23 protein-coding genes and 1 tRNA gene are annotated in these 23,398 nt (G+C 67.6%); 10 read left to right on the top strand and 14 right to left on the bottom strand.

Features of this window, described 5'->3' with window-relative positions; all coding sequences use genetic code 11:
• Positions 1 to 4 precede the first annotated feature (4 nt).
• Positions 5 to 1,522: an MFS transporter gene (locus tag ARC23_RS10780; RefSeq protein WP_057497268.1), complete on the bottom strand. Its 1,518-nt coding sequence runs from the start codon at positions 1,520 to 1,522 to the stop codon at positions 5 to 7.
• A 106-nt stretch (positions 1,523 to 1,628) separates the two neighbouring features.
• Between ARC23_RS10780 and ARC23_RS10775 the strand changes: the two genes are divergently transcribed.
• Positions 1,629 to 2,546, top strand: coding sequence for a LysR family transcriptional regulator (locus ARC23_RS10775; RefSeq protein ID WP_057497267.1), 918 nt, complete (start codon positions 1,629 to 1,631; stop codon positions 2,544 to 2,546).
• A gap of 55 nt (positions 2,547 to 2,601) precedes the next feature.
• Here the strand turns inward: ARC23_RS10775 and ARC23_RS10770 are convergent, their stop codons facing one another.
• Positions 2,602 to 3,465 (bottom strand): DMT family transporter, encoded by an 864-nt coding sequence (locus ARC23_RS10770; RefSeq protein WP_057497232.1) that lies wholly within the window; start codon positions 3,463 to 3,465, stop codon positions 2,602 to 2,604.
• Positions 3,466 to 3,597: 132 nt separating this feature from the next.
• Here ARC23_RS10770 and ARC23_RS10765 point away from each other — a divergent pair, with 132 nt between their 5' ends.
• Positions 3,598 to 4,977 carry an aminotransferase-like domain-containing protein gene (locus tag ARC23_RS10765; protein WP_057497231.1) on the top strand — a complete coding sequence of 460 codons (1,380 nt, stop codon included), beginning with the start codon at positions 3,598 to 3,600 and terminating at the stop codon, positions 4,975 to 4,977.
• Here the strand turns inward: ARC23_RS10765 and ARC23_RS10760 are convergent.
• A complete protein-coding gene (locus ARC23_RS10760; protein WP_057497230.1) occupies positions 4,916 to 5,860 on the bottom strand; it encodes a LysR substrate-binding domain-containing protein in 945 nt (314 codons plus the stop codon). The two genes, ARC23_RS10765 and ARC23_RS10760, sit on opposite strands and share 62 nt — an antisense overlap.
• Before the next feature lie 115 nt (positions 5,861 to 5,975).
• On the opposite strand from ARC23_RS10760, the gene ARC23_RS10755 reads away from it, so the two are divergent.
• Together ARC23_RS10755 and ARC23_RS10750 are read left to right on the top strand one after the other, a co-directional pair.
• Complete coding sequence (locus tag ARC23_RS10755) at positions 5,976 to 6,674, top strand: glutathione S-transferase family protein (RefSeq protein WP_057497229.1); 699 nt, start codon at positions 5,976 to 5,978, stop codon at positions 6,672 to 6,674.
• Positions 6,675 to 6,761: 87 nt separating this feature from the next.
• Entirely contained in the window at positions 6,762 to 7,436 is a 675-nt protein-coding gene (locus tag ARC23_RS10750) for a class I SAM-dependent methyltransferase (RefSeq protein WP_057497228.1), read from the top strand.
• Between the two features lie 3 nt (positions 7,437 to 7,439).
• Here the strand turns inward: ARC23_RS10750 and smqnr are convergent, their stop codons facing one another.
• Positions 7,440 to 8,087 (bottom strand): SmQnr family pentapeptide repeat protein, encoded by a 648-nt coding sequence (gene smqnr, locus ARC23_RS10745; RefSeq protein ID WP_057497227.1) that lies wholly within the window; start codon positions 8,085 to 8,087, stop codon positions 7,440 to 7,442.
• A gap of 160 nt (positions 8,088 to 8,247) precedes the next feature.
• On the opposite strand from smqnr, the gene ARC23_RS10740 reads away from it, so the two are divergent.
• Positions 8,248 to 9,024, top strand: coding sequence for a DeoR/GlpR family DNA-binding transcription regulator (locus ARC23_RS10740; RefSeq protein WP_057497226.1), 777 nt, complete (start codon positions 8,248 to 8,250; stop codon positions 9,022 to 9,024).
• Positions 9,025 to 9,035: 11 nt separating this feature from the next.
• On the top strand, positions 9,036 to 10,169 hold the full coding sequence (locus ARC23_RS10735; RefSeq protein WP_057497225.1) for an MFS transporter: 1,134 nt from the start codon (positions 9,036 to 9,038) through the stop codon (positions 10,167 to 10,169).
• A gap of 9 nt (positions 10,170 to 10,178) precedes the next feature.
• On the opposite strand, the gene ARC23_RS10730 is transcribed toward ARC23_RS10735, so the two are convergent.
• The 4 genes from ARC23_RS10730 to ARC23_RS10715 form a co-directional block, all read right to left on the bottom strand.
• Positions 10,179 to 11,684 carry a PepSY domain-containing protein gene (locus ARC23_RS10730; RefSeq protein ID WP_057497224.1) on the bottom strand — a complete coding sequence of 502 codons (1,506 nt, stop codon included), beginning with the start codon at positions 11,682 to 11,684 and terminating at the stop codon, positions 10,179 to 10,181.
• A gap of 11 nt (positions 11,685 to 11,695) precedes the next feature.
• The gene (locus ARC23_RS10725; RefSeq protein WP_057497223.1) at positions 11,696 to 13,834 is read right to left on the bottom strand and encodes a TonB-dependent receptor; all 2,139 of its coding nucleotides are present in this window, start codon (positions 13,832 to 13,834) and stop codon (positions 11,696 to 11,698) included.
• A gap of 128 nt (positions 13,835 to 13,962) precedes the next feature.
• Positions 13,963 to 14,349: a DUF2946 family protein gene (locus ARC23_RS10720; protein WP_057497222.1), complete on the bottom strand. Its 387-nt coding sequence runs from the start codon at positions 14,347 to 14,349 to the stop codon at positions 13,963 to 13,965.
• A gap of 168 nt (positions 14,350 to 14,517) precedes the next feature.
• Positions 14,518 to 14,898 carry a tautomerase family protein gene (locus ARC23_RS10715; protein WP_057497221.1) on the bottom strand — a complete coding sequence of 127 codons (381 nt, stop codon included), beginning with the start codon at positions 14,896 to 14,898 and terminating at the stop codon, positions 14,518 to 14,520.
• A gap of 276 nt (positions 14,899 to 15,174) precedes the next feature.
• Between ARC23_RS10715 and ARC23_RS10710 the strand changes: the two genes are divergently transcribed.
• The 4 genes from ARC23_RS10710 to ARC23_RS10695 all read left to right on the top strand — a co-directional run bounded on the left by ARC23_RS10710 (position 15,175) and on the right by ARC23_RS10695 (position 18,379).
• Positions 15,175 to 16,257, top strand: a complete 1,083-nt coding sequence (locus tag ARC23_RS10710) for a NucA/NucB deoxyribonuclease domain-containing protein (protein ID WP_057497220.1) — start codon at positions 15,175 to 15,177, stop codon at positions 16,255 to 16,257.
• Positions 16,254 to 16,889, top strand: a complete 636-nt coding sequence (locus tag ARC23_RS10705) for an SMI1/KNR4 family protein (protein ID WP_080393070.1) — start codon at positions 16,254 to 16,256, stop codon at positions 16,887 to 16,889. Before ARC23_RS10710 ends, ARC23_RS10705 begins: the two co-directional genes overlap by 4 nt.
• 466 nt (positions 16,890 to 17,355) lie before the next feature.
• Positions 17,356 to 17,763: a hypothetical protein gene (locus ARC23_RS10700; RefSeq protein WP_057497218.1), complete on the top strand. Its 408-nt coding sequence runs from the start codon at positions 17,356 to 17,358 to the stop codon at positions 17,761 to 17,763.
• Between the two features lie 52 nt (positions 17,764 to 17,815).
• Positions 17,816 to 18,379, top strand: a complete 564-nt coding sequence (locus tag ARC23_RS10695; RefSeq protein ID WP_057497217.1) for a hypothetical protein — start codon at positions 17,816 to 17,818, stop codon at positions 18,377 to 18,379.
• An 85-nt stretch (positions 18,380 to 18,464) separates the two neighbouring features.
• Here the strand turns inward: ARC23_RS10695 and ARC23_RS10690 are convergent.
• From ARC23_RS10690 to ARC23_RS10665, 6 genes are all read right to left on the bottom strand, one after another.
• A tRNA-Val gene (locus tag ARC23_RS10690) sits at positions 18,465 to 18,539 on the bottom strand.
• Between the two features lie 170 nt (positions 18,540 to 18,709).
• On the bottom strand, positions 18,710 to 19,063 hold the full coding sequence (locus tag ARC23_RS10685; RefSeq protein WP_057497216.1) for a PilZ domain-containing protein: 354 nt from the start codon (positions 19,061 to 19,063) through the stop codon (positions 18,710 to 18,712).
• Positions 19,060 to 20,016 carry a DNA polymerase III subunit delta' gene (locus tag ARC23_RS10680; RefSeq protein ID WP_057497215.1) on the bottom strand — a complete coding sequence of 319 codons (957 nt, stop codon included), beginning with the start codon at positions 20,014 to 20,016 and terminating at the stop codon, positions 19,060 to 19,062. Before ARC23_RS10680 ends, ARC23_RS10685 begins: the two co-directional genes overlap by 4 nt.
• Positions 20,013 to 20,678, bottom strand: a complete 666-nt coding sequence (gene tmk / locus ARC23_RS10675) for a dTMP kinase (protein ID WP_057497214.1) — start codon at positions 20,676 to 20,678, stop codon at positions 20,013 to 20,015. Before tmk ends, ARC23_RS10680 begins: the two co-directional genes overlap by 4 nt.
• Entirely contained in the window at positions 20,675 to 21,736 is a 1,062-nt protein-coding gene (mltG, locus tag ARC23_RS10670; protein ID WP_057497213.1) for an endolytic transglycosylase MltG, read from the bottom strand. Before mltG ends, tmk begins: the two co-directional genes overlap by 4 nt.
• Before the next feature lie 165 nt (positions 21,737 to 21,901).
• The gene (locus ARC23_RS10665; RefSeq protein ID WP_057497212.1) at positions 21,902 to 23,266 is read right to left on the bottom strand and encodes an aminodeoxychorismate synthase component I; all 1,365 of its coding nucleotides are present in this window, start codon (positions 23,264 to 23,266) and stop codon (positions 21,902 to 21,904) included.
• Between the last annotated feature and the right edge of the window lie 132 nt (positions 23,267 to 23,398).

The raw sequence follows: 23,398 nt of genomic DNA, 5'->3' as shown, positions 1-23,398 counted from the left end.
CCTGCTACGCCGTGTTCCCGACCAACGCGCCTGTGCGTTTCCGCAGCAACAGGTGCAACAGCACGGCACAGGCGGCGGTCAGCAGCGCCAGTACACGCAGCAGTTGTGCCAGCGCCTCGCCACTGACCTGCCGCAGCTGCTCGCCCCCCATCGCAGGCAGCAGCGCCGCCGCCTGCGCCCGGGACCCGCTCGCCAGGTAAGCACCGGCACGCGCCAACGACACCGGCGAAGCCCCTTGCAGCTGTTGATCGATCAGCAGCGCCAGCAGCGCCGTCACCGCGGCCAACGCGACGCCTTCGCCGGCCACCCGCACGGTTCCGAATATGCCGGCGGCCATGCCGGCACGTTGCACCGGTACCACGCTCACCGACAGTCCATCCATCAGCCCCCACGGCAAAGCGGTGCCTGCGCCGACCAGCATCAGCAGCGGCACCCACTGCAAGGGCGAGGGGTGCGATGCCTGCCGCGACAGCAGGTACAGGCCGGCGGCACACAGCAGCAGACCCAGTGTGCACAGCCGCGCGCTTCCCATGCGTTCGGCCCATCGCGCGGCCAGCATCGGCAACACCAGCATCGGCGCGGAAAGCGCCAGCATCTGCAGCCCTACCCGTGTCGCACTCTGGCCATGCACGCCCAGCAGTTGCAGAGGCAGTATGACCAGCAGCACCACGTAGCCAAAGCAGGTCGCCACCGGCAGCAGCTGGACACCGAGGAACGCCGATTGCGAGAACAGCGAGAGATCCAGCAACGGTGAGGGGTGCCGCCGTTCGATGCAGACGAACGCACCGCCCGACAGCAGCGTCGCCAGCAGCGCCAGCTGCACGCGCGCGGCATGCAGGCCGAACTCGCCCAGCCACAGCAGGGCCAGGGTCAACGCCGCCAGCGTCAGACTGAAACTCAGCATGCCGCCGATATCCAGCGGTCGGCGCTCGCCATGGCTTTCAGGCAACGCGCGTGCTCCCAGGCCGAAGGCCATCAGCGTCAGCACACCGCCCGTGGCGAACACGCTGCGCCATCCCAGTGCCTGCAGCAGCAGGCCCGCGAGCAGGGGCCCCAACGCCAGCCCCATGCCGAACGTCGTACCCAGCAGGGCGAAGACACGGGCACGCGCCGGCCCCTGCCAGGCCTGTGCCAACAGCGCCGTGCCGGATGCCAACGCCGCTGCAGCCGCAACACCCTGCAATCCGCGCGCCAGATCCAACCACAGCAGCGCGGGAGCAAGGCAGACCACGGCCGTGGCGAGGGTGAAGCCCACCGTGCCCAACAGGAACAGCCGCCGGCGGCCATAACGATCGGCCAGGCCGCCCGCAGCGAGCAGCAGGCTGCCGAAGGTGAGCATGAAGGCGTTGGTGACCCAGGCCAGCGCGGTGGGCGATGCTGCCGCGGAACGCGCCAGCGCCGGCACCGCAACCGCACCGGCAGAGAAGGACAACGGCAATGCCAGCGCGGCCAGGCAGACGGCAAGCAGCGTCCAACGCTGCTGCGCGCGGGCAGGTACAGGGAACATCGAAACCGGGGCCATGCGGGCCTCCATCCATCGGGGGCATTGATGATGGACAGGCCGTTATTCCAGAAAAACAGGCTTGATGGACGTTGATTGCGGCCAGATGTTCCGCAATGATGCCTTCATGGACTCCATCTCCGCCCTGCTCGCCTTCGTCCGCACCGCCGAGGCCGGCAGCATCGTCGGTGCCGCCCGCGTACTCGGCCTGTCCGCCTCGGCGGTCGGCAAGCGCATCGCCCGCCTCGAACTCGACCTGGGCACGCGCCTGTTCCAGCGCACCACCCGCCGCGTGCACCTCACCGACGAAGGCGAACTGCTGCTGCAGCGCTGCCGGCGTGCACTGGACGAACTTTCCGAAGCGCAGGCTGACCTGGCGCAGCGACAGCACGCCCCCAGCGGGCTGCTGCGCATCGGTCTGCCCACCATCGGCTACCGCTTCCTGCTGCCGGTGCTGCCCGGCTTCCAGCAACGCTACCCGCAGGTGCAGCTGGAACTGGACTTCAACGACCGCATCGTCGATGTGGTCAGCGAAGGCCTGGACGCGGTGATACGCAGCGGCGAACTGGCCGATTCCAGCCTGACCGCACGCCGCCTGGGCGGATTCCGCTTCATCCTCTGTGCGGCGCCGGGCTACCTGCAGGCGCACGGCGCTCCCGGCGACGTGGGCGACCTTGGCAGGCATTCCGCACTGCGCTTCCGTTACCCCACCACTGGAAAGCTGCATCCGTGGCAGCTGCCGGGCATCGAAGGCGATGCCGGGGCGCGCGCTCCCACGTCGATGACCTGCAACAACATGGAAGCCGTGCTGGCCGCTGCAATCGGAGGCATGGGCCTGGCCTGGATGCCCGACTTCCTCGCCGCTGACGCGCTGGCCGATGGCCGCCTGCAACGGGTACTGCCCGCGCTGCCCACGCACCAGGGGCAGTTCTCGCTGCTCTGGCCCGGTGGGCGCCATCCCAGCGCACGCTTGCGCGTGTTCATCGACTATGCCGTTGCGCATCTTTTCCGCGGCTCCCCAGAAAAGGGGACGGAGGGAATTTAGTCGTAATCGGTTCTGCCATGCCTGAAACGACTTAATCCCCTCCGTCACCTTTTTCCTAGCGGCTGAAGCGGCGCGCGCCAGCCACGCAGATCATCGCGACCACGGTCACCAGCACCATGCTGGCGCTGACCGATTCGTGCAGCAGCAGCGCGGCCAGCGCTAGGCCGAAGAACGGCTGCAGCAGCTGCAGCTGGCCGACGGCGGCGATGCCGCCCTGCGCGAGCCCGCGGTACCAGAACAGGAAGCCGATCAGCATGCTGAACACCGCCACATAACCCAATGCGCACCATGCCGAGGCACCGACCGCCGTGAACGAGGCCGGGCGCATCAGCACCGCCAACGGCAGCATCACCGGCAAGGCCAGCAGCAACGCCCAGCTGATCACCTGCCAACCGCCGAGATGACGGGCGAGCCGTCCGCCTTCGGCATAGCCCAACCCGCACACCACGATTGCCGCCAGCATCAGCAGGTCGGCCTGCAAGGACGCCTCGATGCCGTTGCGCACCGCATAACCGACCACGCAGGCGCTGCCCAGCAGCGAGAACAACCAGAACGCCGGGCGTGGCCGCTCGCCACCGCGCAGCACGCCGAATAGCGCAGTGCTCAGCGGCAGCAGGCCGAGGAACACGATGGTGTGCGCCGACGACGCATGGCGCAGCGCGAGCGCGGTCAGCAGCGGAAAACCGACCACTACCCCAAGGCTGACCACCGCCAGTCCAGGCAGGTCACTTCGGCGTGGCCATGGCTGGCGCAGCATCAGCAGCAGGCCCAGGCCGAGCACGGCAGCGATGGTGGCGCGCGCGGCAGTGACGAACCCCGCATCCAACTGCAGCACCGCCAGACGGGTGGCCGGCAATGAGCCAGCGAAGATCACCACCCCGATGAAGCCATTGATCCAACCACTCGCCGACCGTTCCACGCCTGTGATCCTGAAGTGCCAGGCGACGCCTGGCGGAGCCTGTATGGAAGCATCCGGAGCAGAACCGCCCCAGCTACAATCCAGTACAGTGGCAAAGAACTGTACTGCCCACACATCCACTACAGTGCTGCCATGACAGGTCCGCTTACCCGCATCGAATCGGTCATCCAGGCCGTCCGCAACCGCATCACCTCACGCGTGGATGGACCCGGCTCCCGCCTGCCTTCGGTGCGCGCGCAGGCGGCCGCGATGGCGGTCTCAGTCTCCACCGTGGTTGAAGCCTACGAGCGCCTGGCGGCCGAGGGCCTGATCAGTGCGCGCGCAGGATCGGGCTTCTACGTCAGCGGGCCGGCCGCGCCGCTGGCGCTGGCCGAAATGGCCCCCCGCCTCGACCGCGCGGTGGACCCGTTGTGGGTGTCGCGGCAGTCGCTGGAAACCCCACCGGGCCACCTCAAGCCCGGATGCGGCTGGATGCCCAGTGACTGGCTGTATCACGATGGCATGCGGCGCGGCCTGCGTCGGCTGGCACGTGCCGGTGCCATGCAGCTGGCCGACTACGCCAGTCCCCTCGGGCTGCCCGCATTGCGCCAGCTGCTGCAACGGCGCAGCGCGACGCTGGGCATCGATGCACCGATGGAGCAGATCCTGCTGACCGAATCCGGGACACACGCGGTCGACCTGATCTGCCGTTTCCTGCTCAAGCCCGGTGACTGCGTGCTGGTCGATGACCCGAGCTACTTCAATTACCACGCGCTGCTCAAGGCACACCAGGTGCAGGCAGTGGGCGTGCCGTACACGCCCAACGGCCCGGACCCTGAAGCGTTCGGACGCGCATTGCAGGACCATTCGCCGCGGCTGTACATCACCAATTCCGGACTGCACAACCCGACCGGCGCGGTGCTTTCAGCCAACACCGCGCACCGCCTGCTGGGCCTGGCTGAACGCAGCGAACTGATCATCGTCGAGGATGACATCTTCGCCGACTTCGAACTGCAACCCGCGCCGCGGCTGGCCGCACTCGATGGGCTGTCGCGGGTGATCCACGTCGGCAGCTTCTCCAAGACGCTGTCGGCAGCCTCGCGCTGCGGCTACATCGCTGCGCGCCACGACTGGATCGAGGCGTTGACCGACCTGAAGCTGGCGACCAGCTTCGGCGGTGGCCATCTGGCCGCGCAGTTGATGCATATCGCGCTGACCGACAGCGGCTACCGCCGCCACATGCAGTCAGTGCGCTCGCGCCTGGCCGATGCGCGTCGGCACACGCTGCGCAAGCTGCAGGCGCTGGGCATTACGCCGTGGCTGCAACCGGAAGCCGGCCTGTTCCTGTGGTGCCAGCTGCCCGATGGTCGCGACGCCGCTGCGCTGGCGCGGCAGTGCCTGCGCGAGGGCATCGTGCTGGCGCCGGGCAATGCATTCAGCCAGTCGCAGCGTGCGGCCGACTATCTGCGCTTCAACGTTTCGCAGTGCCAGGACCCGCGGATCTGGCAGGTGCTGGCGCGCGCGCTGCGTTGAGCTGGTAATGCGCGACCAGCGCATCCACCACCACGCGCACACCCGGCAACTGCCCACGACGATGCGGCAGCAGCACGCTGGTGGTGACTTCGCCGGCATGCCACGCCGGCAGGACCTGCTGCAGGCGGCCCGCAGCAATCGCTGCGGCGCACAGGCTGTGCGGCAACACCGTGATGCCAAGGCCCGCTTCGGCCGCCGCGACGAGAAGCTGCGACTCGTTGCCGACCAGCGCCACCTGCGGTTCCACCTGCACGGTGCGGGCGTCGGCGCTGTGCAGCGTCCAGCGCGTTGCGTGGCGCGCGGTCAGCAGGCCGGCATGCGCGCGTAGCTGCTCGGGAGTGTCCACTGCCGGCGCGGTGACCAGATAACCAGGCGACGCCACCAGCACGATGGGTTCGCTACCGAGCATACGCTGCACCAACCCGGAATCCGGCAGTGGACCAAAGTGGCTGCGCAGGGCGATGTCGATGCCTTCCTGCGCCAGGTCGATGAAACGATCACTCACTTCAACTTCGATGCGCAGCCGTGGATAGCGGCGGGCCAGCGCAGGCAGGCACGCGGCGAGCTCGCTCTGCACCACCGGAATGGAAGCACTGATGCGCACGGTGCCGCTCGGTTCGGCCTGGCGATCGCGGACGATGGCCTCGGCAGCCTCCACCTCGGACAACGCCGCGCGTGCGCGTTCGAAGAACGCCTGGCCGACCTCGGTCAGCGCAAAGCGGCGCGAACTTCGCTGCAGCAGGCGCACCTCGAGCTGTTCTTCCAGCAGCGCCACGCGCTTGCTCAGGGTCGAGCGCGGCAGGCCCAGATGGCGGCCGCCTGCAGCGAACCCGCCCTGTTCCACTGCGGTCACGAACAGGGCCAGATCGTTGAGGTTGAGCATGCGCAACGTCCACAGATGTGGACTTCAGGATGCCATTCGGACGGCTTCCGGGGCAATGTCCACGCAGGCACGCTTTCCTCACCCGCCGCATCGCGGCTTGAACCGGAAACCTGCCATGACCCCGATCCTCTTCTACGGCGTACCCTCGGGCTGCTCGTTCGGCTCCATCGTCGCCCTGGAATGGCTGCGCCAGCCGTATCACCTGTGTCGCATCGACATGCCCGGCCAGGTGCAGGGCGAAGACTACCGCCGCCTCAATCCACTGGGCGAAACCCCGACCCTGCGCACCGCGCAGGGCGAACTGCTCAGCGAGAGCCTGGCCATCCTCAACCACCTGGCCGCGAAGGGCATCACGCAGGGGCTGGGCTTCGCACAGGGCACGTCCGGCTTCGACCGCCTCAACCACCGGCTGGCCTATCTCAACACCAGCTTCTTCGGTGCCTACGCGCCGCTCTGGCATGCGCTCGAACACGCCGAGGGTACCGAGGGCGAGGCGCTGCGTGCCTATGGCACCACCAAGGTGCGCCACGCCCACCAGGCGCTGGAGCAGATGATCGGCATGGGCCCGTGGCTGCTGGGCGAACAGCGCAGCTTTGCCGATGCCTACTTCGCCGGCATCGCGCGCTGGAACGATTACCACCAGGTGGTCGACCGCCGCGAGTTCCCCAGGGTGCAGCAGCTGTTCGAGCGCCTGCAGGACGACGCCGGCGTGCGGTTCGCCCACGCCATCGAAGCGCAGCGACCGGCAGCCAGCAGCGGCGGCTTCCTCGGCGAGGTGGAACTGCACGACGTGCTTGAGGCCGCCACGGCCTGAGCCCGGTCGTGACTGTGCGGCAGCGACGCGCAATGCCGCTTGCGCGCCTTGCTACAGTGGCCTGTCCCCCGCCGCAGGAACCCGCGCATGTCCACGTTTTCCGACCCGCAGGCGGTGGCCCGCTATGCCGAAGCGCCACTGCGCCAGGTGCCCGGCTTCCTCGCGTTGCAGCAGATGAGCCGCCTGCTGCTGGCCGAACGCGTGCCTGCACACGGCCGCGTGCTGGTGCTCGGTGCCGGGGGCGGGCTGGAGCTGAAAGCCTTCGCCGAAGCGCAGCCGGGCTGGCAGTTGCTGGGCGTGGACCCGGCCGCGCCGATGCTGGCCCTGGCCGAGCAGACACTGGGTCCGCTGATGCCGCGCGTGCAGCTGCTGGAAGGCTACATCGACGATGCGCCCGATCTGCGCTTCGATGGGGCCAGCTGCCTGTTGACTCTGCACTTCCTCGATGCGGGGCAGCGCCTGCACACGCTGCGCGAGCTGCACCGGCGCCTGCAGCCCGGCGCGCCGCTGGTGGTGGCCCACCACAGCGTGCCGCAGGATCCGGCCGGCAAGCTGCGCTGGTTGCAGCGCTACGCAGCGTTCGCCGAAGCCTCGGGCGTTGCCCACGCCGATGCACAGCGCGCGATCGACGCCATTGCCGAGCGGCTGCCGCTGCTGGCCCCCGAGCAGGAGGTCGCCCTGCTGCAGGAGGCCGGCTTCGACGGCGTGGAACTGTTCTATGCCGGCTTCAGCTTCAAGGGCTGGGTGGCGTACGCCGGGTGATGCCTACGGCACTACCGTGATGCCGATGCGCTGCATCAACAGCGCCACCTGCTGGACATCCAGCGTAGCGCCACGCAGGTTGGTGCTGCGCAGGTCCAGCTCACCCAGCTCCGAGTGGGTCAGGTCGCAGTCGGTGAAGTTGGCGCTGTTCCAGTCGATGCCCTCGAACTGGCCGCCGGACAGGTCCGAGCCGGCGAAGCTGGCGCCGCTCACGTTCGCACCGTCCCAGCGGTTTTCCCACAGTTCGCATTTCTCCAGCGTCACCCGCGAGAAATTGGCATAGCGCAGGTTCGACTTCTTGATGAACGCGCTGCAGAACCAGCTCCGCGTGGTGATCTGGTTCATGAAGCTGGCGCTGCTGAAATCCGCGCCCTGCGCGCGGCACTCGCTGATTTCCAGGCCCAGTGCCTTGATGAAATTGAAGTGGCACATGCTGATGTCGCAGCTGCGGAAGCTCGCTTCCTTCAGCGTGGCGCCGTTGAAGCGGCAGCCGGCGCGGCTGTCGGCATCGTAGAAGCTGCAGTTGATGAACTCGGTAGCGGTCAGGTCCGCGCCGGAAAAATCGCATTCGTGGAACTGCTGGTCGGCCACTTTCTGGCCGGTGTACTGGTCTGCGCCGATGCGCAGCTTGCGGTGAACGGTGGGGGACATCAGGGATTCCATGCCAAGCGCCCCACCATGATGCCGGTACCCAAAGGCGATCCATAGATCCCGGGCGCCGGCGGGTTCACCGGTCGTCCAGCCGCCCTGTGTCCACCCAGGCCGAATGCACGTTGTTGCACGTTAATGCACGAACGTGCAGACTTGCGGCATGAGCTCCGACCCCGCCCCCCTCCCCGCCCAGCGCACCCTGCAGATCCTCGAGGAACTGCGCCAGAAGGGCCGCGTGGTCGCCGCCGAGCTGGCACGCCGCTATGCCGTTTCCGAAGATTCGATCCGCCGCGACCTGCGCGAGCTGGCCGCGCAGGGCCTCTGCCAGCGCGTCTACGGCGGCGCCGTGCTGCCCTCGCCAAAGGAACGCCCGCTGCGCGAGCGCCTGACCCGCGACCGAGGCGACAAGGCCGAGCTGGCCGCCCGTGTCTGCGCATTGCTGCAACCCGGCCAGGTGGTACTGCTTGATGCCGGTTCGACCAACCTGGCCATCGCCCAGCAATTGCCGCCCGAACTCGGGCTGACAGTGATCACCAATGCCCCGCAGATCGCCACCGCCGCCAGCCTGCTTGAAGGCACCTCGGTGCAGCTGATCGGCGGCCGCCTGGCCAGCGGTGGCGGTGCGGTCGGTGCCGAAGCGCTGGCCCAGGTGCAGCGCCTGCGTGCCGATGTGTACCTGCCCGGCCCCTGCGCGGTGGACGGCGACACCGGCGTGTGGGCGATGGATCCGGAAGAAGCCACGCTGAAGCGCGCGATGGTGGCCTGCAGCAGCCGGATCATCGTCGCCGCCACCACTGAAAAGCTCGGTGCGCGCGGCCACTGGCAGATCGCCAGCCTCGACGAGATCGACGACCTGGTGCTCACCACCACCGCACCACCCGCACTGGCAGCTCGCTTCCGCGCCGCCGGCATCGCCGTGCACCCGACTCCGCCCTGACCGTACCGCTCATGTCCCTTGCCAACCGCGCGCGTGCCGAACAGCACGCGACCCGCGCTGCGTTCTTCATTCCCGGCTTCGCCACCGCGCTGTGGGCCACCCTGGTGCCGTTCGCCAAGGCGCGCACCGGGATCAACGACGCCACGCTGGGGCTGGTGCTGCTCTGCCTCGGTGCCGGTTCGCTGCTGGCGATGCCGTTGTCCGGCGTGCTCGCCGCGCGCCTCGGTTGCCGCCGGGTGATGGTGGCCAGCAGCCTGCTGATCTGCCTGACCGTGCCCGGCCTGGCGCTGGCCGGTTCAGCGTGGACGCTGGGCCTGGTGTTGTTCGTGTTCGGTGCTGCGGTGGGCGCGATGGACTGCACGATGAACGTGCAGGCCGTCATCGTCGAGCGCGCAGCACGGCGGGTGATGATGTCCGGCTTCCATGCCTTCTTCAGCATCGGCGGCTTCCTCGGCGCGGCGATGATGACCCTGTTGCTCTCTGCGCAGCTGCCCCCGCTGGCATCGGTGCTGATCGGCGTGGGCGCCCTGCTGTTGGCGATGCTGCTTTCGGCGGCCTACTGGCACAGCGAACGCATGCCGCACGACACACCGATGCTGGCCCTGCCGCACGGCATCGTGCTGTTCATCGGCGTGCTGGCGTTCGTGGCCTTCCTTGGCGAAGGTGCGATGCTGGACTGGAGCGCGGTGTTTCTCAGCGATGTGCGTCGCGTCGATGCCAGCCTTGCCGGTGTCGGCTACGTGACCTTCACCCTGACCATGACCGTTGCGCGCCTGTTCGGCGATGCACTGGTGGCGCGCGTGGGCCGCCAGCGCGCGATCGTGTTCGGCGCACTGCTTGCCGCTGCGGGCGTGCTGGTGCTGACCCTGGTCACGCCGTGGCAGGCGTCGCTGGTTGGCTATGTGCTGGTCGGCCTCGGCTGCGCCAACATCGCACCGGCGCTGTTCTCGCTGGCCGGCCATCAGACGCGCATGCCCGGCGCGCTGGCGATCACCGCCGTTTCCACGCTGGGCTTTGCCGGCATCCTTGCCGGACCGGCGCTGATCGGTTTTGCCGCCAACCACTTCGGCCTGATCGCCGCGTTCGTCGGCGTGGCCACCGCCCTGTTGCTGGTGGCCGTGTCCACGCGCTGGCTGCGGGTGTAGCCCAGGGCATCAGTGCCGCCTGCGCCGCAACTTCATCCGCAATCGCCGATAGCCGATCACCGTCGCCGTGGCACACAGCGCGGTGCCAGCAGCGCTCAGCAGCAGCAACACCGCCAGCCGGGCACCGTCCTGGCGCAGCATCGCCGGCAGGTCCCAGCTGTGCAGGAAGTAGAACAGCCAGCGCCCCACCCGCTCGCGATGCCCCATCGTCAGCAACGGATCGCCGGTCGCCAGATCGAGATAGACGCGCGTGGCCTCCGCGTCGCCAAAGTCGACCACTGCCACCGGAAAGCGGCGTACCGCTGCACCATTCATGGCCTCTGGCGCACGCGGATAGAAGTAGGCATCCGCTGCCTGCTGCACCATGAAGCCCGGCATCGGCGCGTCGGACAGCGCCCGCACCTTCTGCTGCAGCCACGCCGCCGGCAGCAGCCGCGCAACCTGCAGATGCCCATTGCCGCCGGACACGATGCGGGTCTCGCTCTGCCCGTCCAGCAGCACCGCGAACAGCTCACCACTGATCCGTCGCCACTGGATCTCCACCGGCCGGAAGCGCCCAGCTTCGGCCACCGCCAGAAGCTTCGCAGGATCACCCAGCGCACCGTCCACCGCCACCGCGCCGCCACGGTAGCGCTCAACATCGATCGCTTCACGCGTACTGCTGAAGACACCCAGTGGGTTCATCGACATCAGCCCGCTGAAGATCCAGGTGAACACGAACGCCGCAGCCACCAGCCCGATCAGATGGTGCCAGCGCATCCACGGCTCGACGTACGGCGTCTTCGCACCGGAACGATAGTGCCCACGGAAACGCCAGCGCCACACCCCCACCACGATGCCGCTGATCGCCGCCACGGTGCACAGTGCGGACAGCACGATCACCACCCAGGTCCACACCGGATCCACCGACTGCATGCGCAGGAAGTACAGCCAGTGCAGCCAGGCGCCCACGTAGTTCCAGCGTTGCTGCACACGCGGCGCGTCCAGCACCACCTCGCCCGTGTGCGAAGACACATACAGGTCACCGGGCTGCGTACCACCCACTTCCACCCGGTACAGTGGCCGATGCGCGTCCAGCGCGCGCGAATGCGTCCAGCGGTCCTGGTCCACACGTATCGCACCCACGAACGCCTGGCCGCCTGCGAACTGCGCAGCGGACGCTTCGGCACGCTGTGCCGACACCGGCAGCAGAGCCTGGCCGGTCACAGCAGACCAGGCGCCCACGTTGCTGCCGCTTCGCACCACATACGCCGGCTCGCCACGCAGCGTGGTCAATGCCACGGCCTCCGGCTCGGCCTGCACCGCGACCGGCAGTACCGACAGCCCCTGCAGTTCGCGAGCGTCCCCCAGCACCGGCAACGCCGCCAGCCGCTCACCAGGTGTCAGCTTCGGGTAACCGATGAACAGCATCACCATGCCGCTGACGAACCACAGCAGCATCAGCAGGCATCCGCCGATGCCCAGCCAGCGATGCACAAGATAGGTCCAGCGCTTGACGGTGGATCGCAGCGTCATCGCCAGCGCCCTCAGAAGCGATGATCGACGGTGAACTCGACGCGCCGGTCCGCACCCAGCAGCCACTGCGTGCTGGTGTAGTACGCGGTGGTGTAGTACGCCTTGTCGAACACGTTGAACAATCGCGCCGACAGCCGCGTGCGCGGTGCCGCCTGCCAGGTCAGTGCCAGGTCGGTGGTGCTGTAGCCGGGCAGCTCCAATGTGTTGGCGTTGTCGGCGTAGCGCTTGCCGACGTAGCGCACGCCACCCGCCGCACTCCAGTCCGGTGCGAACTGCCAGCTCAGCCACACATTGGCCAGGCGCTCGGCTACGTTCGGCGGCACGTTGCCATCGCGCGAGACCAGCACCGCCGGCGAACCCGTGGTTTCCAGGAAGTCCTCGAACTCGGCCTTCAGCACCGTGGCGTTGGCATCCAGCGACCAGTGCGGCGCGACGTTCCAGTTCAGCGACGCCTCAATGCCGCGCGAGGTCTGCGCGCCCACCTGCACCCGCCGATCCGGCACCCGCGGGTCGCGGCTGAGCAGCCCGGTCTTGCGGATGCGGTACGCCGCCAGCGTCCACTCGCCACCGTCGAAGGCCTGCTTCAGGCCCACCTCGAGCTGCCGCCCCTTGGCCAGATCGAAGGCACCGTTGGCCGGGCTGATCATCAACAGGCCACTGACCGGGTCTGCCGCCTGCGAGTACTGCGCATACAGGCTCAGCGTCGGCTGCAGCGCAAATACCGTACCCGCACGCCAGCCGGTGCTGCTGTAGGTCTTCGAGAACGCGTTCTGGCCGCTGATCAGATCGGTGCGATCGATGCGCGCACGGTCGTGGCGCAGCCCACCCAGCACCGACCAGCGCTCGCTCAGCGCCAGCCGGTCCTCCACGAACAGCGCGTACTGCTCGGCACGGTTGCGGTAGCGCGGCAGGTTCGGCGCATCGCTGGCGAACTGGCCCGGTACCGGATCGAACGGATCGACCGGGCCCGAGCTGCCGGCATAGGTGTTGTTGGTGTGCTTGAAGTGCGCGCGGTTGGCATCCAGGCCCACCGCGAAGGCGTTGGCCAGGCCGCCTATATTCCCTTGCACACGCAGCGTCGAGGTCAGCCCGGTCTGATCCTGGTTATGGGTAATCTCGGTATTGCCCGAGCGATCGATCAAGCCGGTAGCGCGGTTGTAGACATAGGCTTCGGCATTGCGCCAATCGCGCTGGCTGTCGATCTGATAGACGCGCGTACGCCATTCAAGGTTCGCGTTCGGCGTCCACAGTGCATCGAGCTGCGTCCAGCGGTCACGGAAGCGGATCTCGCTGTCGTCCACGTTGTAGTTGCGATGGCGCAACGCCTCCAGCTGGCGGCCCTCGACCAGTGGCGTGCCGAAGTAGCGCATCGGTTGCTGGTAGCCCTGCGCGTGGGTCAAGGTCAGCTGCAGGTCGGTACGCGGCTGCCACAGCAGTGCACCGGAGAATGTCGCATCGTTGTTGCGGCCACGATCAACCCAGCCACCGCTGTAGTTGCCACTCACGTCCAGCCGATAGGCCAGCTCGGGCGTCAGCGCGCCACCACTGCCGAAGCCCAGGCGCGCGGTGTCCTCACTGCCCAGCGTCAGGCTGATCTCGTTTTCAATAACACCGCGCGAAGGCTTCTTCGGCACGATGTTGATCACGCCGCCGATCGCACCGTCGCCATGGATCACCGACGCCGGCCCGCGCAGCACTTCGATGCGCTCGATCGACCAGGTATCGAACGGGAAGGTGATGCCCACGCCGCCGTACTGGCGCAGCCCGTCGTACAGCCGCATCACCGAAGCGCCGTCGGTGAAGCCGCGGCTGGACAGCGCGCTCAGGCCGTTGCCCGGGTGCGGCATCGCACTGATCGCGCCCGCCCGGCTGATCGCGTCGTTGAGGTGGCTGTCGCCGCGCTGCTCCAGCTGCTCGCGCGAAATCACCGTCAGGCTGGCCGGTGTCTGCAGCACGCTCAGGCCCAACGCAGAGCCGGCGCTGGCAGTGGAGGACAGCTCGCCGCTGCGGGTATCGACCACCCGCACGGTATCCAGCGTGGTCGGGGGTGCCGCGTCGGCGGCAAGCAGCGACGCGGCATGCAGGAGCAGCGCGCACAGGACAGGGAGCGTCGCCCTGCGCAGGCGCGCGGAGTTGGGGTTCGTTTTCATTTGTTCACGGCGTGCAGAGCCACCCCGCAGTGCGCGGCAGCTCAAGGCGTTCGGGAAACGCGCACGCAGTAGTGCCAGGCCATGCCTGGCAGCTCGGAAGAATCAGTCCAAGGGCGTGCGCGCAGGGCTCAGGCAGCCATCAAGGCCGGCGGCCCGCGCGCTCCCAATGTGCCGCTGATCCGTTGCGGCAACGTCCGCACCGCACCGCGCAGCGCGCGGCACACCGGTGCCATCGGCGCCAACAGCAGCACTGCCGCCACCAACAGCGTGATCAACCGCGCTGCGATCAGGCAGTAATCACAATCCACACCCCTCTCATGATCGGCATGTGGATCGGCAGCCGGCTTCTTTGCAGAGTCGCCGTGCGGCATCACCATCGCGTGGTGGTCGTGATGGCCTTCCATCGCGTGCTGTGCGTGCTGGGAATGATCCATCGCCGCCACCGGCACCGCCGCGGCCACGTGCCCGTGCGCCAGCCAGCGGCTCACCAGCGGGGCGAGCAGCACCAGCAGCATGGCAAGCCATGCCAGGGCCTGGAACCGGCGGTGGAGAGCAGAACGGCGCACGCCGCCATTCTACGGGGCCACGGCCAACCCTGGACCCCGTTCAGGCTTTGGCCCCTGCGACACGGTGACGCAGGGTCCAGCACCGGTTCGCAGTGGATGCCTTTCGCTTCCCGCCCATCAACTCACATACTGCGCCACGCCGTTCCCGAACGACCAGTTCTCCCGCTTCACCTCCACCAGATTGATGAACACGTCCTCGCGGCGTATGCCCACCGCCGCATGCAGGCCGTCGGCAATGCCCAGGTACAGCGCCTTCTTCTGCTCCAGCGTGCGCCCCTCGTTCCAGGTGATCTGGATGCAGATGAAATCGTCGGTGCGGTCCACGCCCAGGTAGCCGGGATCGTAGATCAGCGTGCCGGGCGCGTGTTCCTGGAAGATCTGGAAGCGGTCGTTCTCCGGCACGCCCACCGCGCGCATGGCCTGGTAGATGGCTTCACCGACGCGTTGCAGGTAGTCGGCGGATTTGCCTTTGCGAAGATCGATGCGGGCGAGCGGCATGGCGGGCTCCAGGAGCATGGCGGGGTGTCCCTGCGGATGGGAGCACGCCACAGAGGGCGCGGCAAGGGCTGCTCGACTGTCGCGTTGGGCCAGGGGTGAGCAGGCCAATGTGACCGGCCACCCGCGCGGCGGTGATCGGTGCCACACCCGGGCCGTGCCGGGCATCACACCCCAGCCGACGGCCGGGATATTCCTACGCTCCTCCTCCTGTGGGCAGGCGCATCAAGGGTCACCGGCACCTTCTGCCGGTGAGTTGTCCAACCCAAGGAGAACCGGATGAAACTGACGCCACTGGCCCTGGCCTTGGCCCTGGCCGCGACGCTGTGCGGGTTCACCGCACACGCACAGCAGGAAGATGACTGCCCCAGCGACGCGCAGATGATCGCCACCATGTCCTTCACCGAGCTTGAGCGGTACGAAGCGGACATGCGCAATGAAGAGCCTTCGTTCGAGGAGCTCTGCAAGGATGCCACCGACAAGGACGAGGAGGAGGCGACAGGTTCGCGGCGGCATTACTGTGTCAAGCGAACCGCGCGCTACGTGTCCTACAACACCGACATCGGCGCAGAGGAATATTCGGACGTCACGATGTATGACTACGCCTACCTCCCACGCACAGGCACCACGTGGACGCATCGGGTGCGCGTGGTGATCCAGGACGTGCTGGGCGAGGCGTCCAAGGGGCTGACCATGGCCCCCTTCCTGTACTGCGGCAGCTGTACCGACAGGCAGCAGTTCCAGTTGATCACCATTGGCGGGCAAGGCGCCTATGACTTTGCTGCGACGCTCAGCATGGACACGGAGGATGGGCGCACCAGCCAGAACACCCAGCTGATCCTGACCCGCTTCAACGTGGACCAGACGCCGATTGAGATGTCGGCGCCGGAACTGCGGTGCGAGAGACTGGCGAACAGCCACTCCGGCTGTCGGCATCCCGGTTATCCGGGCGTTCTTGAACTCAGCCTTTCGGACCCGGACGTTGATGAGTCCGCGGCCCACATTCTTGCGGCACAGGCTGCACTGCCCAACAACATCGGGCGCTGGGATCCTGACCCCGCACTTCGGGGGAAGGCCATGACGCGTATGCGAAACGATACCGCAAGACTGGCGAATCAACGCGCGAGCAAAGTGCTTTGCATGCAGAGGTTCCCGGGACTGCCGGGGGCAGGAAAGGATTGCGACGAGTATCCCTTCGCATCGACTTATCAGGGTGCCAGTCTCGTGCCAGAGGACCAGATGTCCGTCCATTACCTGGATTCATCGGACAACCGACGCGTCGGCGGGAAACTTGGTCAGTTCTATTGTGGGAGCGAGCGCATCGTCGATGGTGAAGAGTTCTGGGTGAGGATCATCCCATGAGTACACAGAGAGAACACCCTCGCGTTCCCGCCAGTGCAGATGATTGGCTCGATCTTCTCACCCGGCTCAGTCAACAAGCGCTTTCCACGCTGGAAGAACGGCTCGCCGCGCCAGAAATTGACATGGGCATGCAACCGTTCGCCGAGTGGTACCCGGACAGTCCTTTGGCGGATGTAGCCCGGCGCGCGCTGACGGGAACCCTCGATTGGTGTGGCGTGCCCGGCGCCAGCGAACAGGCCATCGTTGATGCTGAAAAGCGCCTGGGTGTCAGATTGCCAAAGAGCTATCGCGATTTCCTGAAGGTCAGCAACGGTTTCGCGATGCCAGGACGCTTCATCGACATCCTGTTGCCCGTCGAATTGATCCGCCCGTTCGGGCAGGACAACGAGGAGATCGTGCAGATCCGTCGCGAATTGGTCGTGGATCCGGTGGTAGAGGCGTTCGAGTACCACCTGGACCGCGCCATACAGGTCAGCGGCACGCCGCAGATGGGCGATGACTTCATCCTGCTCGACACCCATCACTCCACAGCACTGAATGAGTGCGATGCGCACCTCTACAGCCGTGTTGATATCGATTGGTACGCATCGTTTGCACACCTGATGGCGGAGAAAGCAACGTTCAACTTGTGACCCCATTGCACCCTCCTTCGGGAGGGTGAACCACCGCACGCTGACGTTTTTGCCCCTGCCGGGTCAGCGAGTCACGTCACGTGCGCAGATCGACACTGTCCGGCTTGCCCCTGCGCACACGCGAGGGCGGCAGTGGCGCACAGAACTGGAGATGCCCGCGTTGTCGCCGTTTCAATGCAACTTTCCTTACTGACTTGTCAGTCAGGGCAGTTCGATGATGGCCCCGCCGAGGCAAAGCGCCTGGGTCGGGATTGGCGTCTCGAATAAACGAACAAACTTCCACCGTTGCGGTTCACGCCGCAGCAGAGAGAATGCACCGATTGCCTTCAATGGCGGCCGGTGCGTGGGGATCGACAGATCCGCCAGGCCTTCTTCTCGGTGGAAGTTCGTTTGCCTTGGTACGCCAACCCGCACCGTCCGCCCCCTTCACTCGGGAAGGGGGCTCCACGCCAGTGAGGGTTCCGCCATGACCAACCGCACCGCCGTCCATCCCCGCCTGCACGCTCTGATAGGCGACATCGCCGCCAACATGCCCGACGATCTCGCACGCGAGATCGAGTGCGCCCTGAACGAGCAGAGCCTGCCTGCGCAGTCGCCCACGTTCTTCACCTGCCTCAATGCCATCAACCATGCCGACGGCGATGACGGACAGCCGTGCGGCAGCCTCACCCTGTGTGCCAGCAATCACGCCTCGCTCCGCCGCTCGATGTCCGGGCTCGGCGCATTGCTCGATCTGCTGCAGGCGGCCGACCGGGCGCGCAACGAAGGCGGCCCGGACCAGCAGTTGGGCGCTTTCCATACCGACGGGCTGATCGTGGCCGCGCGGCAGCTGGTGCGCCAGGCACATCACTGCCTCTCCGGCGGCGACGCCTGACCGGCCCGGATGCGCCCCCGCTACAATCGCGCAGGGAACACTGGAGGCCGCAATGGACGCCGAACACCTGGAGTACTTCAAGGCCGCCCTGGAGGGACGCGCAACCGTGGGCTGGAACGTCTGGTTCGCCGCCAACCAGCAGGCGCTGGCACAACAGCTGAGCCGCGCCGCGCTGCTGCGCTTGAAATTCAGCCAGCTGGACGAAGCCGAACGCCTGCTCGCCGAGGCCGGCATCGTGCCCCGCAGCACAGCGGGCAAACGCTACGAAATGTACTGCGCCCAGTTGTCGGCGGACGTGGTGGACGCCAACGGTCGCCCGCTGCCTGCCCTCTGGCGGGCGGCACACGGCGGTGCCATCGGCCTGCTGGCCGATGGTGAGCAGGAGGCCGGCCAGGCGAAGCTGCTCGCGGAGTTCCGCCGCGTCCGCAAGCGCGGGCTGCAACAGGCCCATGAATGGTTGGCCGATCTGTGCTTTGAAGGCGAAATGGAGCTGACCAGCGGCAATGCCCAGGTGGGCCGTAGTCTGCTGGCGGTGGTGGTGCAGGCCGGCAGCGGCCACGACCTGCTGGATGGCACGGCGATGATCGCGCGCGAGCTGCTGGACGGACACGGCTGAAACGATGTGCGTTTCCGGCTGATCCTGCCGGATGGCAGGCAACAAAAAAGCCCCCATTGCTGGAGGCTTCTTTCGTTCTGCAACATGGTGGGCGGTACAGGGATCGAACCTGTGACCCTTGCCGTGTGAAGGCAATGCTCTACCGCTGAGCTAACCGCCCGGTGTGTTGCTGAGCCGCTCATTATAGGGGCTTTTCAGAGGCCGTCAACAGTTTTTCACATTCGTGTTCACGGGTGTTTTCGGGGTGCGCAGCCGAGCATGGCTCGGCTCTACAGAACAGCGTGTTCACGGCGTTTCGGGGCACGCAGCCGGGCATGACCCGGCGCTACCTCACATCGTATGGGTCGGCTTGTCCGAACCGGTCAGGCCGGCCAGCAGGGTCTCGATCTTGTGGCGCACGCTCTCGCCTTCGGCACCGTCGGCCAGCTGCACGCCGATGCCGGCGGTGCGGTTGCCCTGCGCGCCGGCCGGGGTCACCCAGATCACCTTGCCGGCCACCGGCAGGCGCTCGCTGGAATCGGGCAGGGTCAGCAGCAGGAACACCTCGTCGCCCAGGAAGTAGCGCTTGGGCGTGGGCACGAAGATGCCGCCGTTTTTCACGAACGGCATGTACGCGCTGTACAGCGCGGCTTTGTCCTTCACAGCCAGGGACAGGATGCCCTGGCGGGCGTTGCTGGCACTCATCGATTTCCCCTTGCGGCAGGCCGCTCGTTCACCTTGTTCCAGGCCAGCAGCAACTCGACCACCGCAAGGTCTGCACGCACCGTGGTGCGCAGCAGGTCGCGGGTGCGGTTGGCCGCATCGAACCAGGCTGCAAGCTTGTGCAATCGCTCCGGCGTGGTCAAGGCATCGGTGCTGGCCTGGGCCAGCGCCAGGTCGGCAGCGAAGCGCAGGCGCAGCGCCGCGTTGTCATCACCGCACCACTTCTGCGCCAGCTCCACCGCGCCGGTCTTGCCGGCGGCCAGCTGTTCCAGATCTCGACCGACTTCGCGGCGCAGGCTCAGGCCGTCTTCGCGCAGCCAGTTGTCGGCCTGGCCGGGATGGCCGCGCGCGGCCTCCAGTGCTTCGCGCGCCGATGCTTCGCTGTGGCCCTGCTGCTGCAGCCAGGCCAGTGCTTCGTGCTGCGGCGGCAGCTTGAATTCCAGGCGTTGGCAACGGCTGCGGATGGTCTGCGGCAGGCGTGCCGGGTCGCTGCTGATCAGCCACAGGTAGCGGCCGGGCTGCGGCTCTTCCAGGGTTTTCAGCAGCGCGTTGGCGGCCGAGCGGTTGATCGCATCGGCCGGATCGACGATCACCACCTGCGCCACGCCGTATTGCGGGGTCAGCGCCAGCGTGTCGGTGATCTCGCGCACCTGCTCGATGACGATCTCGGTGCGCAGCTTGTCGCCGCTCTTGTTCGGAATGAAGCTCACCAGCTGCAGGTCCGGGTGGGTACCGGCAGCGATCAGCTGGCGCGTGCGCGTGGCATGGGCAGCATCACCGCGGGCCAGCACGTGGTCGGCCAGCGCCAGGGCCACCTCGCGCTTGCCCAGCCCGGCCGGGCCGCAGATCAGCAGGCCATGGCCGAGGCGACCGGCGTCGAGCGCGGCCACGGTCTGGTCGAAGGCACGCTGCTGCCACGGCGAAAACGTGCTCATGCGCCCTCCCCGTCCTGCCGCCAGCGCTCGATACGTGCGACCACATCGGCGGCCACGCGTTCCTGCACCTGGCCGGCGTCGATCACGGCGAAGCGCTGCGGATCCTGCTGTGCGCGGCTGCGGAACACTTCGCGCACCCGCTGGAAGAAATCGTCCTGCTCGCTCTCGATGCGGTCCGGCCACAGGTCACGGCCATTCGCGCGGGCGCGACCCACCGCCACATCCACATCCAGCAGCAGGGTCAGGCCCGGCAGCAGGCCGACCGCGCGGCGCTCCAGGTCGGCAATCCACTGCGGATCCAGGCCACGGCCACCGCCCTGGTAGGCGTAGCTGGAATCGGTGAAGCGATCGCTCAGCACGTAGGCGCCGCGCTGCAGTGCTGGCTGGATCACCTGGCGCACATGCTGCGCGCGTGCGGCAAACACCAGCAGCAGCTCGGCCTCGGCGCTGAGCGGTTCGGCAGCGATCTCGGCATCGGGCTTCAGCACCAGGCCGCGGATGCGCTCGGCCAGCGGCGTACCGCCCGGTTCGCGGGTCAGCACCACCTCATGGCCGTGGCTGCGCAGGCAGTCGCGGATGGCATTGATGGCGGTGGTCTTGCCCGCGCCCTCGCCGCCTTCCAGGCTGACGAAACGCGGGTGGCGAAGCAGCGCGGGACTCATTGCGCCGGGGTCTCCTGGGTACGTTGCTGGCGCAGCTGCTGCAGGTAGCGGGCTACGGCGGCGTTGTGCTGGTCCAGGCTGGGCGAGAACACGTGCGCGCCACTGCCATCGCCGACGGCGACGAAGTACAGCGCGTCGCCCGGTGCGGGCTGTGCGGCCGCCATCAGCGCATCGCGGCTGGGCATGGCGATCGGGGTCGGGGTCAGGCCGGCACGGGTATAGGTGTTGTACGGCGTATCGGTAGTCAGGTCGCGACGGCGGATGTTGCCGTCATACGCCGCACCGAGGCCGTAGATCACGGTCGGGTCGGTCTGCAGGCGCATGCCGATCTTCAGGCGGCGCATGAACACCCCGGCAATCTGCGGCCGCTCGCTGGCCAGCGCGGTCTCCTTCTCGATGATCGAGGCCAGCGTCAGCAGTTCGTAGGGCGTGTTGATCGGCAGGTCCGGCGCGCGGCTTTCCCAGGCTTCATCCAGCGCCTTTTCCATTGCGGCGTGGGCGCGCTTGAGCACGTCCAGGTCGCTGTCGCCGCGCTGGTAAACGTAGGTCTCCGGCAGGAAGCGGCCTTCCGGGTGTTGCCCACCGAAGCCGAGGCGCTGCATCAACGCGGCGTCATCCAGGGTATCGGTGGTGTGCAGCAGCGGCTCGGCACGCTTCAGTGCGGCACGCAGCTGGCGGATGTTCCAGCCCTCGACAATGGTGACACGGTGCTGCAGCACCTTACCGGCGCGCATGCGCAGCAGCAGCTCGCGCGGGGTCAGCTCGCCACTGAGCGCGTACTCGCCCACCTTCAGCTTGCCGGCGGCATCCAGCTGGCGCGCCAGCAGCTGCCACTGGGTGTCCTGGCCCTCGTCAACGCCGGCATCGCGCAGCTTGCGCAGCACGCTGTTCATGCCATCGCCACTGGCGATGACCACGCTCTCGGCGGTCGGGGTGATCGGGGCATCGGCGAACCGGGTCTGCTGGTAGAAGAACCACGCGCCCGCGCCGGCCACGACGGCGGCCAACACCACCACCAGCGTTACCACGAACAGACACCCGCGCTTGGCTCCCGCCATGGACTACCTCTGAACTCGATTCCGTCGTGCAGGATACCGTGCCGGTGGATTGGGGTCATGACCGGGGCCACACGCCCGTACCGGCCAACGGTCGGCACCCACCAGCACACGGGCACCCTCCGGTACCGGTCGAGCCGGCCGCTGGCCGGCACTACAGGAACACGCCTAACCCTGCTGGCCCAGCGCGCGCAGCAGGCCGCGGGCCTTGGCGCGGGTCTCATCCAGTTCCTTGTCCGGGTCCGAATCGACCACGATGCCGGCGCCGGTGCGGAAGCTCACCTCGTGGCCGTCCACTTCGGCGGTGCGGATCAGGATGTTCAGGTCCAGGTCGCCATCGCGGTTCAGCCAGCCGAACGCGCCGGTGTAGGCACCACGCGGCACCTGCTCCAGCTCGCTGATGATCTGCATGCAGCGCACCTTGGGGCAGCCGGTGATGGTGCCGCCCGGGAACGTGGCGGCGATCACCTCGCCGGGGGTGACCTCCGGGCGCAGATGGCCGCTGACGTTGCTGACGATGTGGTGCACGTGGGCGTAACTTTCCACGGTCATCAGTTCGTCGACCACCACCGTGCCCGGCAGGCAGATGCGGCCCAGGTCGTTGCGCTCCAGGTCGATCAGCATCACGTGCTCGGCACGCTCCTTGGGGTGGCCGACCAGCTCCTGGATGCGCGCGGCATCATCGTCGCCCTCGAAGCGCGGACGCGTGCCGGCAATCGGCCGGGTCTGCGCATGCCCGGCATGCACCGATACCAGCCGCTCCGGTGAGGAACTGACCACGTGGCGGCCAAGCGCGCTGAACAGCCCGGCAAATGGTGCCGGATTGGCGCGGCGCAGCTGCGCGTACAACGCCTGCGGGCTGACTGGCGCGGCGAACTGCGCGCTCCAGCGCCGCGACAGGTTCACCTGGAACACATCGCCGGCGCGCAGGTAGTCGATCACCCGGCGCACGCCATCGGTGAAGCGCTGCGGCGCATCCTCGCCCACCGACTGCGGCGGCTGCCAGCCCTGCCCGGCCTCGGGCAGCGCGGCCGAGGCCAGCGCCACCAGCGCATCCAGCAGCGCCTGCTCGCCGGCTTCGGCGATCACGAAGCTGGCATCGTTGTGATGGTCGTGCAGCACCGCTGCCGGGCAGCGCAGTGCCAGCGCAGTCGGGCGGCCGTCCTCGCGCGCACGCGTTGGCAGCACCGGTTCGATCTGGCTGGCCACCTCGTAATCCAGCATCAGCGCCCAACCGCCGCGGAACGGCAGGCTGTGGCTGCCGTCATGCGGCAGGCGCTCATGCTGCCAGGCGCGGTCCAGTGCCTGCAGGAACGTGCCGGGCTGCACCACGTCGTGCTGGTCGCGCACCCGGCCGTCGGCATCCAGCCGCAGGCCATCGCCCTGCGCGGCCAGCAGCAGGCTCCAGCGGCCCTGGGCGGTGCCCGAGGCGGTGGATTCCATCAGCAGCGGGAAGCGCGCCGGGTCGTGCTGCTGCAGGGCCAGCAGATCGATCGGGTGCGGCAGCGGGTGGATCAGCGGTGCGTGGGTCATAGCGGCCAGTTCGGGGGATCAGATGCACGGAAGCCGCCTTGCGGCGGCTCCGTGGTGCACGGCGTTGATCCGTTTGTCGGATTGCCGATAGGTAGAGTCGACTGTCAGTCGACTGCTTTCCCATCAACGATC

Origin of the sequence: Stenotrophomonas beteli, assembly GCF_001431665.1 — a bacterium.
Lineage (GTDB): Bacteria > Pseudomonadota > Gammaproteobacteria > Xanthomonadales > Xanthomonadaceae > Stenotrophomonas > Stenotrophomonas beteli.
Note: the sequence above shows the minus strand (reverse complement) of the source record. Positions and strands in the feature narration are given on the sequence as shown.